The sequence below is a fragment of the Sphingobacterium prati genome, from assembly GCF_013167215.1.
Taxonomy (GTDB): domain Bacteria; phylum Bacteroidota; class Bacteroidia; order Sphingobacteriales; family Sphingobacteriaceae; genus Sphingobacterium; species Sphingobacterium prati.
Genome location: NZ_JABJWY010000018.1, coordinates 106,869 through 119,335 on the forward strand (window position 1 = coordinate 106,869; position 12,467 = coordinate 119,335).

Here is a 12,467-nt window from a genome sequence, read left to right on the forward strand (position 1 = left end):
TCTTTTCAGTAGATATTTTACATTTTTGCTTCAATTTCTAAATTCTTTATTTTTGGCCAGTAACTTAGGCCCCTATTACCTCGGTATATGGGGTTTTTTCAGTTTGTCATTACAATACCTGTCTTTTTTTAATTTTGGCATTCAACAGTCCAGTAATAATTATTTATCGCTCAAATTCTCGAATGAGAAATTGCGCGGAAAAATAGCGGCCAATGCATTAAATCTATTAGCAATCTTATTTGGCCTTTTGATTTTGAGTACGGTGGCATTTAGATTATTTGCGTACGATTTCGCTGAGAAATATCACTTTTCTACGCTATATATTCCATTGTTGGTTGCGGGGATCATGAATCACCTGATCGTTTTCTTTTCTAATATATACCGCATTTATGGGAAATTTTTTAAAATTTCATTAAGTCAATCTTTGTCTGTATTTTTTACATTATTGGTGGTTTGGCAATATAAAGGTGCTTATCTGTTACAAGTTTTAGTATCTATACAGGTGGTTTCGGCTATTTTTTCGGTTGTCCTATTTCTGGTCGGACTGCCTTTCAAAATTACACTGTCTTTTAATACCTACTGGTTGAAACGCATAGCTATTAAGGGACTGTATATGTTTTTTTATAATTCCTCATTTTATTTTATGATGCTTGCTACCCGATCATTTGTAAGTACGTATTATAAGGTTGAGGAGTTTGGTTATTTTACTTTTGGTTTTACTTTAGCAAACACGATATTGTTATTATTAGATTCGATAAATTACGTAATCTATCCAAAAATACTGAATCGTTTTTCAAAGATGGAGCAAAGTAAGGTTGTTACAGAATTAGGATATATCCGATCCTGTTATACCACTTGTACCCATCTTCTGGCACATACAGCTATTGTTCTTTTTCCTCTCTTTCTATATTTGTTTCCGAAATATTCGGAAAGTCAAAATGCGTTTCGTCTTATTATATTAACTATTATTTTGACCACGAATGCCTTTGGCATTTCAGGATTTATTATAGCAAAAGGCCGGGAGCGCAGCTTGGGGGGAATTGCATTTGCCTGTTTGTTATTGAATTTAGTCTGTAACTACTTTCTTGTCATTGTGTGGCATGTCGGATTCGAATTTGTGATTTTATCTACTGCAACAGCCTATCTGGTTTATATTTTCTGTATAAATTATTTTGGGTTAACCCTTATAGGCGAAAAACTTAATTTCCGGAAATTGCTTAATTTTACATTCAATACCAGGCTTCTATTACCTTATCTATTAAGTTTAGTCTTGATTTTTTTAAACGCTCCCAATTATTTCTATATATTATCCTTGGTCGTTTTTGTGGGTCTTAATATGAACAATTTTAAGCAGATCGTTAAGATCATAAAGCGTATAATTTTGGATCCGAGCATATTTTCTTTAAAATAGATGAGGAAACTATTTTTTAAGCTCATGTTATATTCTCATTAAATCGCCATGTATATATCTATGAATTGGTTTATTAGTAGTTCGCTTATTTTATTAATCTTGGTTGGGTGCAAGAAAGATAGTTACGACTTTGGAGAAATTGAAAATAATTTTACGCAGGTCACCATCATGACACAAGAGAAAGTGTTCGATAATTTTCTCCATTGTGCCTTTACAGATCTCATCCACTATAATGGAAATTACTTTTTGGCTTTTAGAAAAGGGAGTGATCATGGTGCCTCCAGGGATGGGACAGTAGTTATTTTAAAATCCGGCGATTTGAAGTCTTGGGATAAGATTAATGAATATAGGTATTTGTCTCACGATTTGAGAGATCCTAAGTTTTTTGTTGACAATAGCGGCCATTTACTGTTCAGTTGTGTAGGATTCTTATATGCTAAAAGCGATTATCTTCTGGATAGAAGCTTTTTAGTTTTTGATTTAAATAGTGAAGGAAATGGCCCCTTAATAAAGCAAAATGTGGGATTTTGGCCATGGAAAATTGAAAAAAACAATAATTCCTACTATACAATTGGTTACAGCACCTCAAAAAACATTATAAATCTGTATGAGTTCTCCTTTATGCCTTCGTTTAGAACTTTATGTAACTTTAATCCTTTAGGGACATCGTTGACAGAGGCGGTAATTAAATTTTATGATAATCATGCGTATATCGTGGTGAGGTCAAAAGAAAACTTATATATTGGAATAATAGAAGATTTAAACGATTTGTGTAAAATAAATTGGAAGTCTTTTCCTATTGAAGACTTTGGAGGTCCTAATTTTGTGAAATACAAAAATACGCTGTTGATTGCTGGTAGGGAAAATATTGGAAAAGGGAATAATGCTGCTTATAATAGAACAGTATTGTTAAAATATGATATAGTTTCGAATGAGCTAAGTAGGGCCGCAGTGTTGGACAGTCAAGGTGACACAGGGTACCCTGGAATGCTGCTAAATCGCGACACGTTAACAATGTCGTATTATAGTACTACTGGGGAGGATAAGGCAGCGATATATTTATCAAAAGTTAAGATAAATTTTTAGAAATTATGAGAACGATCATTGATAAAGCAAAGTTAAAATATAGAGGCGTAAATAAATTTAATAGTTTAATAAATTTCAGTCAGAATAGACTTGTTGAGAAGATAAGTGACGCCCGTAAGGAAGTTTCACTTTTTGATTACGAGGCTTTAATTGGTTTGATACCTATTAACAAGAGATTTCTGATTCCTGAAAATAATTTATATGGAAATGGTTATAAGCTATTAAACTATAAATCCAAAATAGATTTTAACAATTCTGGCATTGAACACGGATTTATATATGGTTCGCTGGTTCAAGATTTTCATTTGAAATCATGGACAACTCATGTAGTTACATTTTCTGATTATAGAAGGGATATCATAAATAAAAAGCTTAAAAAGGAAGTAATCTGTGTTGGCCCCTATATACACTATGCAGACTATATTCTCGACGAAGATGAGTTAATGGCATTGAAAGATAGTTTGGGAAGAGTTTTATTAGTTGTTCCGCAGCATTCCATAGCTGGAGCCGATGTAAATTATTCTGCCGATACTATTATAGATTATGTTAAATCCATCAGCTCAGGTTATGATAGCGTTATTATATGTATGTATTGGCATGATATCAGTATGAAAAAACATCTGCCCTATATAAAAAATGGTTTTAAAATAGTATCTGCAGGGCATTCAAATGATATTTTTTTCTTGGATAGATTAAAGACTATTTACTATCTATCCGATAATGTCTTGACAAATTCAGTCGGTACACACGTTGGATATTCGATTTTTATGAATAAGCCTTTAAAAATAATTAAGCAAAAAATACAGATATATATCGAAGGCAAACATATACACGAATCTACTCAACGTAACATATCGGACCGAGAGAGCCTCTTGGACGTAAAGTCGCATATAATTGATTTGTTTAGTGATCGTTCGTTTGATGTAATTACAAAAGAACAATATCAATTTATAGGAGACCTTTTTGGATTTAAATATGCAGAAAGAAGATAATCAACCCCTTGTTTCAGTGGTTATTCCATGTTATAACGCTGAAGATTTTGTCGAAGAGGCCGTGAGATCTATTATGACGCAATCCTATTCCAATTTGCAGATCATATTGCTAGATGATTGCTCAACAGATAAAACCGGCGATATTTTGATCCGTCTTGAACAAGAAGATAACCGTATCATTTATTGTAAAAACTCAACAAATCTTAAGTTAATAGAAACATTGAATAAGGGTATTACTTTAGCAACAGGAGAGTATATAGCCCGTATGGATGCTGATGATATTTCTATGCCTTTACGCTTGGCCAAACAGGTTGAATATTTGGAAGCCAACCCCGATTGCGGCGTCGTTGGTACTTCTGGGATGTATTTAGATAATGATTTAATAACAGGAAAGTTTTGTAAGCCCGTCATGGATCAGCAGATAAAAGAGGAGCTATTTTTTGATTCGCCTTTTATACATCCTTCGATTATGATGAGAAAAAGTTTAACTCCGGTTTATGATTCTCATTTTTACCAAGTGGAAGATTACGCATTGTGGGTCAAGCTGAGTAAAGTTACCAAGTTTCACAACATTCCAGAGGCATTAATAAAATATAGGATTTTAAAAAACAGTGAAACCAGGAAGTCCCAATCAGATCATTTAGGTAGACATAGTGCTTTAAAAAATGTCCACGATTATCTCTTTAAAGTTAATAATATCCTACTGAACTCAGATGAGATGGATCAATATACCTATTCAATGTATAAGTTTAATTTTTCTAAGATAGAGCCCCCTGTACTAAAGGCCGTTTATGATAAAATAGTAGCGAAGACTACGTCTGGTGTAAGGATGCGTTTAGCAGAACGGTGGTTTGCTACTTTTATATTATCTAGGCATTCAATGAGAAATTTTTTGTTTTATCTTAGTACTTACTATACATACATTGGCATGCTCAGTGTCTGTGTCAAAAGGATGAAAGATGTATTTTCTTAAAGTGTTTTTATTATTTCTGGTCGTTTTTAATTTCCCGATACCAATAGTATATAATTCGGCTATGCTGGCTTTTTTTATAGCCACTATTTTCTATCTGTCGAGTCCAAGCAAGATCAGTAATCTACTTATCACTTTCAAAAGCAAGTTTGTTGTACAGTTATTGGCTATTTTTCTAATATTGAATATTATGGGCTTTATCCCGGGATTGATACATTTGACTTTAGATTTTACTATTGCTAAAGCCTATCTTCTTGTTTTGTTTTTACTGCTCGTTTCGATGTACTTGTATCCTATATTAGTTGTCGGTGTAGTGCCTGAGAAAAGATTTTACTTTATATTAAAGTTGTTGGTGAGCGTCTTTCTTATTCAATCATGTGTGGAAATTTTTGCTTTTGTTAACCCAGTTGTAAAAGGTATCGTATCTTTTTTTCAAAAGGATTTAGTTGCGGAGAAAGATATGGGAGGGATTAGAGCTTTGGCTTTAACAGGAAATCCGTTTTTTGATTTGGCAGCAGGCTTTGGATTAATATTTATTGTATTTGTTTTTAAAATAACGATGAATGGTGAGAAAGAGGATTATTTTTCAGTTAAAAACTCGTTGTTTTTTATAGTTCTTTTTGTTGGAAGTTTTTTCGCAGGGAGAACAGCTTTTGTTGGTTTGGGAGTTGCACTGGTTTTATACTTTTTGTCTTTAGGAGCGCGATTAAAAAAGGCGATTAGCTTTATTCGGCTAGTTTTAATAGTAGCTGGCATCTCATATCTCTTATACAATATATTACTGCCTTCAGAAATAAAAGAGATAGTGGAAAATCAGCTGCTCCCATTTGTATTTGAAGCCGTTTATAATTATATCGACACTGGCGAAACCAGTACAAAGTCTGGAGAAATTCTTCAGCAAATGTATTTCCCCATTTCTTGGCAGACGTTTTTAGTAGGGGATGGTAAGTATACTGGAGATGATGGGGGATATTATATGCATTCCGATGCTGGAATAATGCGGAACATATTGTTTTATGGAATCTTTGGACTCTTGTTTATTTTATTTGGACATCTATTTTATTTCTTTAAGCCGCTGGGTCGAATTTTACCTGAAATGAAAAGAGGTATTTCTGTTGCTAACGTAAATAAGCTTTTGTTTTTTCTCAGTTTGCTTTTATATACTTTGGCCCTTCAATATAAAGGAGAGGTACTGCTCTTTATGCCTATTATCCAGGTATTGTTATTTTATATTTGCTTTTCTTTTTTAGAACGAGCTCGTGAAGTTTAATTTTTCTAGGAAATGATTTATGGTTAATATTGTTTTTGTTGTACATACATTTGATGAGAGTCAAATTGGCGGGGTTTTAAAGATAACAAGTATGCAGGCTAATGCGCTGGCTAAGAGAGGGTGGAAAGTCAGTATTTTAAGTCTTGGCCAAGTGATCACCCCTGCTTATAAGCTATGTGACGAAGTAGAATTGCATTGCCTTGACCAAAAATATTATGATACCAGACAATTGCGTAGTATTATGAAAATACTTTTCTTTTCTAAGTCCTACGCAGGGGTGTTGAATTTTATGAGAACACAGAATCGTAATACCATCTTTATTACAACCTCGCCACCTATTAGTATTCTCTTTAGTTTGTTTGACAAACGATTCAAGATAATCGGCTGCGACCATACGGCGACTACATACAGTAAAGGCGGACTCACTTTTGTCATTAATCTTTTAAAGCGAAGATTGGATTGTATGATAGGGTTGACACCAGAGGATACACTTTATTATGAAAATCAGGGCATAGTTGCAGAATATATACCGAATTTCATAGACGAGGATACATCTAAAAGTCTTATCGGCAACGATGTAGTGTTTATTGGTCGGTTTTCAAAGGAGAAAAATCCTTTGGGAGCACTCCGTATCTTTTATAAGAGTTGTCTTTATAAGAGAGGCGTTAGAATGCGAATATATGGCTATGGAGATCTGAAGCAGGATATTTTAGATCTTATTAGAGCATTTGATATACAGCAGTTTGTCTCGGTTATCGAAGGAGAGTCAGACCCTAATGTGATGTTAGACAATGTAAGATGTCTGCTGTTGACTTCCGAAATTGAAGGTTTTGGAATGGTTTTATTAGAAGCAATGAGTAAAGGGATATACTGTATTTCTTACGATGTTGGATATGGCCCTAAAAATATCTTACGAGATGGCTTAAACGGATTTTTGGTTGAGCAGGATCGCGAGCATGAGGCAGCATATAAACTTGTGGAGATATTTGACGGTTTAGTAAATTCAGATTCAAACAAAATTCGAGGATCAATCGCACAGTTTTCTACGATAAAAGTTATAAAAAAATGGGAAGTATTATTAAAAAAATTGTCTCACTAGTAGGTTTATTGTTATCCCTCTATGGTTTTAACAGTTGCGCCTCTGAGTTGAATGTAAAAAGCTTTGGAGCATCAGAGCGATCAGAGGATAATACCGAGGCTTTTCAGAAGTGTTTACGCGCGGCGACTGATAAAGGATGTAATTGTTATGTGCCGGCGGGTACTTATTATTTCACTCAGGATCTTTTCATGTCAAGCAGTAGTTCATTGATCGGTCAGGGGGAAACTTCTAAACTGATATTTAACAAAGGGGGAATTCGAGGTTATAAAAACGGAAGTGCAAACTTTTATTATACAAATAACTATAATAATGAAGTGGTGCCAAATGAGCAGCATACAAATCTTATATCTTCTGTACCTCGGGGTAGGGGGAGTATTGTAGTTCTTGATGCAGCTTCGTTTAAGGTTGGTGACCATATTGTCGTTTTTAACAATAAGTTAGATAGCTGGACAATTTTGGAAGACAAGACGCAATCAGCAAGATGGAATGGAGCACGAGGAGATTATTTCGCAAAAGGCGGGAGTTTTAAAATTAAAAGCATTAAGGGCAACACTCTTTTTTTAGAGACGAACCTTCCTTTTGATTTACCAGAGGGGAGTAAAATCGCCTTGAGATCGGGGGTTTCAAATGTCACAATTAAAAAGCTATCAATAGTAAGAAAAACAGATGGGTACGCAATACTTTTAGAGCAGCCATTTCAAGTTAAAATTAGTCAAGTTACAATAAAGGGGTTGGGAGGGATTTTACTTTCTCACTATGCCAATAAATGTTTAATTGAAGGGAATAAAATTGATGCTGAAAGAGGGTATGCTGTCTGTATTGAAAACTTCTCTTCGGAAAACGCTGTTTCAAGAAATAAGGTGATTTTTCGGCGAACTAATTCGGACAAAGGCGGAGATTGTGCAGTTATCTTATTGATGGGAGCATATAATAATCTGATTAGTTACAATAATTTGGAAAATATTGGAAACCGAGAGCGGGATTTTGGAGGCATATTTTCTCACGCCTTATCTTTCAATAATCAAATTATAAATAATCGCATAAATGGGGGGGCAGAAGGTATCGGAACTTATTATGCCTCTTTTAACAACCTTTTTAGCGGAAATGTTATTTCTAAAGTAAGAGTCGGTGTTATGTCTTATTATTCACGGTCTAATGTATATAGGGACAATAGTTTGGAGATTCATTATCAGGGCAAAGAAAATTCGTATGGGATTTTAGATTATGGAGCCCAAGCTAACGGCTATGAAGCCAACCGGATAGTAGGGCGGATGACATTTGGTCTACAGATTCAGGGTAGTACTGGACTGGAGGTAAAGAGCAATAATTTTCAGCAGGTGAACACTTCTTATTCGGTGGGCGTGAATATTTCAGATAATGATCTCTTAAAGAAATCTATTTATGACTCTAACAGTTTCACAGGGTATAAAATTAAATAAATTAAGATTTATAAATGGACAAGGATAATACTGTTTCGGTTATAATGCCTGCTTATAACGCTGAGAAATTCATTAGATATAGTATAGAGTCGGTATTGAATCAGAGTTTTGAAGATTGGGAACTGTTGATCATTGACGACCATTCTTCCGATAACAGCTATTCTATAGCTATGGATTATAGTAGTAAGGATCATCGGATTAAAGTTCTAAAAACGGATGCTCCTTCAGGATCTCCTGCAGAGCCAAGAAATTTGGGGATTTCTTTGGCAAAGGGGACATTTATTGCTTTTTTAGATAGTGACGACATTTGGCTCCCATCAAAATTAGCAGAACAAATAGTCTTATTAATGCAGAATGAAAGCACTGTCATTGTTTATGCTGATTATGAAAAAATTGATGAAGAGGGGAATTCGGGCGATAGGATTATTCGAGCTCCAAGTCAGGTTGAATATAAGGAGCTTTTAAAAGGCAATGTTATCGCATGCTCAACCGCTCTTGTTGATTTGCGAAAGATAAAGGAACTTTGTTTTGAGAAACAAGGTCATGAGGATTATGCACTTTGGTTGAAAGCTTTAAGGTTAACGCAGGGACAAGCCAGAAATACAGGTACTATACAGATGTTGTATAGAGTCAGACAAGGGTCTATTTCATCAAATAAGTGGAAAGCCGTGCAATGGGTATGGAGAATTTTTAGAAAAAATGAGGGTTTGTCATTCTCATCATCACTTTATTATTTAACGCATACTTTAGCAAGATCCTTCATGAAATTTATTAAATAGATAATATGGTTTCCAAAAAAGCCAACGGGCGAAAAATCATATCAGAACAGATTTTCTGTAAAACTGGGAGGAATAGTAGGTAGACTATTAAATTAAAATTATTATTTTTACCTTGACTTTTAGTAGGAGTAAATATGCAATCAGGATTAAGTTTTACAGCAATAGATTTCGAGACAGCTACTGCCAACCAGAATTCGGCATGTGCCATAGGTCTGGTGGTAGTTGAGCAAGGAATTATTGTAGATGAATTTTATTCCCTTATTCAACCTCCTCAAAATCAATATATGTGGCAGACAACACGTGTGCATGGTATCAGACCAAGGGATACCGCCGCAGCACCTACGTTTAGAGAATTGTTTCCCCGTATTTTTCCCTTGATCAATAACCGGGTTATGGTCGCGCATAATGAATTGTTTGACCGCGGAGTTTTGCGCAAAACCATGAATTATTATAATCTCTCTTATGATAGCCTTGGTCTAATGGAAAAATGGGAATGCACTTTTAAGATCTATCAGGGAAAGGGTTTTAAGCCCGCCCGATTGAATGCCTGTTGCGAAGTCTTGGGAATTGAGCTTAATCACCACGAAGCACTTTCCGACGCACGTGCCTGTGCCAATTTATACCTTAGGCATGCCGATGTCCCTTCTTTGGCATGATTTTTTCGTTAAATCTTCTTGTAACGTAGGTAGCATCATATTTTAATTTTTAACTTTGGTATAGGTGTACTGCCTTTTTATTATAAATTTTTAATATTCAATTTGACTATGATTACTATTCCAGCCAAAGGCATGCGTATTGGGATTACATTCAGTGCGTTTGACCTCTTGCACGCAGGGCATATCAAAATGCTTGAAGATGCTAAACGCCAATGCGACTTTTTGATCTGTGGTTTGCAGACTGACCCGACATTAGACAGGCCGGAGAAAAACAAGCCCGCACAGACAGTTGTCGAGCGTTACATCCAGCTTAAAGGTTGTAAATACGTAGATCAGATTGTACCTTACGCTACGGAGCAAGATCTGGAGGATGTGCTTAGGTCTTTTAATATTGATGTACGCATCGTTGGTGACGAGTATCGGGAGAAAAACTTTACCGGTAGAGCATATTGTGAGGAAAAAGGGATTGAACTTTATTTTAATAGCCGTGATCACCGTTTTTCGAGCTCTGGTCTACGCAAGATAGTGGCCAACGCCAATTTAGAAGAAGAAGCCATTTTAAAATCAGATCTTTCATCAACAATTTAAAGCATATAACTAAATGAAGATAGGAATTACTTTCGGTGTATTTGATTTGTTGCACGCCGGACATATTATGATGTTAGAAGAAGCAAAACGCCACTGTGATTATTTAATCGTGGGCCTTAATACAGATCCATCAGAGGTGTCTCCGGAAAAGGCTAAACCAACACAAACTATTGTGGAGCGATATATACAATTGGAAGGTTGTCGTTATGTTGACGAAATTATACCTTACGAGACAGAGCAGGATTTGATTGACATGATTAAAGCATTACCGATCAATATGCGCATTATTGGCGAAGAATACCGAGATAAGGATTTTTCTGGCCGTTTATATTGTGTGGAAGAAAATATCGAGATCTATTATAATAAACGTACACATCGTTTTTCGAGTACGGGTTTGCGTAAGGTTGTCGCAGACAAAGAAGCAGAGAAAAAATAGCAATCAACGGTGGTATCTTCCGAATCTTTTTTGAGAGGGATAAAACAAAACTGGGCGCCATATTCTTGTATTCATCCGAAATGTCGCCTTTTTAAGTATTGTACATTGCTGATGCAAATAAAGATACAATTTTGGTGCTTCCATAAAACGGGCTTAGATTTCAAATAAATATTTAATAAATGCAGTGTTATCAATACTGATTTTTTGACTAAAAATACTAAAGAGCGTGATTTCGAAATCATGCTCTTTTTTCCCGCTCTCCTCTTAATATAAATCTTTCTTTTTTATTAATGGCTAATCGCAAATATGTGCTTAACAATATAATAATATTGTTTATGTTATTGATATTAAGAAGGTTATGTATTGTCCCTCTTTTGTCCCTGGTTTATTTGTTTCAATAACGATTCGAATGGGCGATATTTGAATAGCATCAAAGATCAACAGATAGTTGATGCTAACATATTATTTTTTTAATCTTTATTTTTATGATAACTGCCATAGCCATATCAGTTCTATTATTGATGTTTCTTTTTAATTTTATCCGTAGAAAACAAAAGCAACAATGTTTTAATCGCGCGGTCGATATGACCGTCAACTATATGTTTCAGGAGCGTCCGGGGCAATATAGTGGCGATAGGACCTCAAAAAGTGGTGTTTTCGTATTTAAGGCCGAAAGGAATGATGACCAGCTTAAAAATATTGTGATCAGAAAAGTCAGGCCTTTACACGCTGCTCTGAATGTCAACCTTGAGCAGATTCTGGTTATTCCATTTGGACAGAAAGAGGTTTCAAGAGCTGATGTATCCGTGCGTTTTAAAGTAATTAAGAAGAGAGTTCTGGTTGAAAATTTAACCGGAGAACGTGTTAGTATTTCTGGTGTTCTTAATTTTGAGCAGGGCCGACAAGAGCCCTTTACGACTGTAGTATCAATTTCTAATCTCTATCAAAAAGTTGAGATTTAGACTGAACCAATCATAGCAGCTTTTTTCATCTATCGGGCTAAATGTATACGACCTGATTTTGTGTTAGTTACAAGGTGTGTTCCACGTGGATTTTTCTTCGAGTCGACGAATATGGAAGTATTTAAAATTAAAATAACAATTTGTTGATTTGCATGAATCGTTTAGATTGAGTACTTTTGTTACTCAATCTAATGCTAGGCCAATGCTGGATTCATTGATTACATCTAAAACCAGACTTAAGCTACTGATCAAATTTTTTGTTTCAGCAAGCAACCGTGGTTATTTGCGCGGGCTTGCGGATGAGTTCAAAGAGTCGACAAATGCTATCCGCAAGGAACTTAATCAATTGACCGATGCCGGCTATTTAATACGGGAGGATAATGAACACAAGATCTATTACCGGGCAAATATTAAACATTCACTTTTTTCTTCACTGCAGGGATTGATTCACAATTTTTTGGGGATTGAGGCGTTTGTGGATCAGGTTCTGGAACGTGCTGGTGATGTAGAGCTTGTGGCACTATTGGGTGACTATGCGCAAGGTGTAGATTCAGGCCATATTGAAGTGCTGGTAAAAGGAAAAGAACTTAATTTAGATTATTTGGAGCAAGCTTCTATCAAAGCTGGCACAATACTTGGTAAGAAGGTGTCCGTACACAAAGAAATATCTGATGTGGTACAGGGGATGATTGTATTATACAGGAAAAAGGACAATACGGCGCTTCAATCTTAGAAAAACAATATCAAAGAAATATTATAAAAACTAACTGGAATAGGAT

General features: G+C 35.3%; 13 protein-coding genes. All 13 read left to right on the forward strand.

The genetic code is table 11. The features are described from left to right. Window positions 1-52 precede the first annotated feature (52 nt). The 13 genes from HPC41_RS05600 (at window position 53) to HPC41_RS05660 (ending at window position 12,421) form a co-directional block, all read left to right on the forward strand. A complete protein-coding gene (locus tag HPC41_RS05600; RefSeq protein WP_172393067.1) occupies window positions 53-1,411 on the forward strand; it encodes a lipopolysaccharide biosynthesis protein in 1,359 nt (452 codons plus the stop codon). A gap of 60 nt (window positions 1,412-1,471) precedes the next feature. After that, window positions 1,472-2,497, forward strand: coding sequence for a hypothetical protein (locus tag HPC41_RS05605; protein ID WP_172393068.1), 1,026 nt, complete (start codon window positions 1,472-1,474; stop codon window positions 2,495-2,497). A 5-nt stretch (window positions 2,498-2,502) separates the two neighbouring features. Continuing rightward, window positions 2,503-3,489, forward strand: a complete 987-nt coding sequence (locus HPC41_RS05610; RefSeq protein ID WP_172393069.1) for a hypothetical protein — start codon at window positions 2,503-2,505, stop codon at window positions 3,487-3,489. Beyond that, on the forward strand, window positions 3,473-4,462 hold the full coding sequence (locus HPC41_RS05615; protein ID WP_172393070.1) for a glycosyltransferase family 2 protein: 990 nt from the start codon (window positions 3,473-3,475) through the stop codon (window positions 4,460-4,462). The genes HPC41_RS05610 and HPC41_RS05615 overlap by 17 nt, the downstream gene beginning before the upstream one ends. Continuing rightward, window positions 4,449-5,729, forward strand: a complete 1,281-nt coding sequence (locus HPC41_RS05620; protein ID WP_172393071.1) for a hypothetical protein — start codon at window positions 4,449-4,451, stop codon at window positions 5,727-5,729. The genes HPC41_RS05615 and HPC41_RS05620 overlap by 14 nt, the downstream gene beginning before the upstream one ends. A 19-nt stretch (window positions 5,730-5,748) precedes the next feature. Next, window positions 5,749-6,828 (forward strand): glycosyltransferase, encoded by a 1,080-nt coding sequence (locus HPC41_RS05625; RefSeq protein WP_172393072.1) that lies wholly within the window; start codon window positions 5,749-5,751, stop codon window positions 6,826-6,828. Beyond that, window positions 6,795-8,267 (forward strand): right-handed parallel beta-helix repeat-containing protein, encoded by a 1,473-nt coding sequence (locus tag HPC41_RS05630; protein ID WP_172393073.1) that lies wholly within the window; start codon window positions 6,795-6,797, stop codon window positions 8,265-8,267. The genes HPC41_RS05625 and HPC41_RS05630 overlap by 34 nt, the downstream gene beginning before the upstream one ends. A 14-nt stretch (window positions 8,268-8,281) precedes the next feature. Continuing rightward, window positions 8,282-9,046: a glycosyltransferase family 2 protein gene (locus HPC41_RS05635; protein ID WP_172393074.1), complete on the forward strand. Its 765-nt coding sequence runs from the start codon at window positions 8,282-8,284 to the stop codon at window positions 9,044-9,046. 134 nt (window positions 9,047-9,180) lie between these two features. Next, window positions 9,181-9,702 carry a 3'-5' exonuclease gene (locus HPC41_RS05640; RefSeq protein ID WP_172393075.1) on the forward strand — a complete coding sequence of 174 codons (522 nt, stop codon included), beginning with the start codon at window positions 9,181-9,183 and terminating at the stop codon, window positions 9,700-9,702. 108 nt (window positions 9,703-9,810) lie between these two features. Beyond that, window positions 9,811-10,290 carry an adenylyltransferase/cytidyltransferase family protein gene (locus HPC41_RS05645; RefSeq protein WP_246250421.1) on the forward strand — a complete coding sequence of 160 codons (480 nt, stop codon included), beginning with the start codon at window positions 9,811-9,813 and terminating at the stop codon, window positions 10,288-10,290. A 13-nt stretch (window positions 10,291-10,303) separates the two neighbouring features. Beyond that, window positions 10,304-10,726 carry an adenylyltransferase/cytidyltransferase family protein gene (locus HPC41_RS05650; RefSeq protein ID WP_108635291.1) on the forward strand — a complete coding sequence of 141 codons (423 nt, stop codon included), beginning with the start codon at window positions 10,304-10,306 and terminating at the stop codon, window positions 10,724-10,726. 485 nt (window positions 10,727-11,211) lie between these two features. Then, complete coding sequence (locus HPC41_RS05655) at window positions 11,212-11,688, forward strand: hypothetical protein (protein WP_172393076.1); 477 nt, start codon at window positions 11,212-11,214, stop codon at window positions 11,686-11,688. A gap of 202 nt (window positions 11,689-11,890) precedes the next feature. Further along, window positions 11,891-12,421 carry a helix-turn-helix domain-containing protein gene (locus HPC41_RS05660; protein WP_172393077.1) on the forward strand — a complete coding sequence of 177 codons (531 nt, stop codon included), beginning with the start codon at window positions 11,891-11,893 and terminating at the stop codon, window positions 12,419-12,421. Window positions 12,422-12,467: the final 46 nt, after the last annotated feature.

Excerpts from the sequence above, each read along its gene's own strand:
- HPC41_RS05605 (WP_172393068.1), top strand. The coding sequence starts at position 1,472 with ATGAATTGGTTTATTAGTAGTTCGCTTATTTTATTAATCTTGGTTGGG.
- HPC41_RS05610 (WP_172393069.1), top strand. The coding sequence starts at position 2,503 with ATGAGAACGATCATTGATAAAGCAAAGTTAAAATATAGAGGCGTAAAT.
- HPC41_RS05615 (WP_172393070.1), top strand. The coding sequence starts at position 3,473 with ATGCAGAAAGAAGATAATCAACCCCTTGTTTCAGTGGTTATTCCATGT.
- HPC41_RS05620 (WP_172393071.1), top strand. The coding sequence starts at position 4,449 with ATGTATTTTCTTAAAGTGTTTTTATTATTTCTGGTCGTTTTTAATTTC.
- HPC41_RS05625 (WP_172393072.1), top strand. The coding sequence starts at position 5,749 with ATGGTTAATATTGTTTTTGTTGTACATACATTTGATGAGAGTCAAATT.
- HPC41_RS05630 (WP_172393073.1), top strand. The coding sequence starts at position 6,795 with ATGGGAAGTATTATTAAAAAAATTGTCTCACTAGTAGGTTTATTGTTA.
- HPC41_RS05635 (WP_172393074.1), top strand. The coding sequence starts at position 8,282 with ATGGACAAGGATAATACTGTTTCGGTTATAATGCCTGCTTATAACGCT.
- HPC41_RS05640 (WP_172393075.1), top strand. The coding sequence starts at position 9,181 with ATGCAATCAGGATTAAGTTTTACAGCAATAGATTTCGAGACAGCTACT.
- HPC41_RS05645 (WP_246250421.1), top strand. The coding sequence starts at position 9,811 with ATGATTACTATTCCAGCCAAAGGCATGCGTATTGGGATTACATTCAGT.
- HPC41_RS05650 (WP_108635291.1), top strand. The coding sequence starts at position 10,304 with ATGAAGATAGGAATTACTTTCGGTGTATTTGATTTGTTGCACGCCGGA.
- HPC41_RS05655 (WP_172393076.1), top strand. The coding sequence starts at position 11,212 with ATGATAACTGCCATAGCCATATCAGTTCTATTATTGATGTTTCTTTTT.
- HPC41_RS05660 (WP_172393077.1), top strand. The coding sequence starts at position 11,891 with ATGCTGGATTCATTGATTACATCTAAAACCAGACTTAAGCTACTGATC.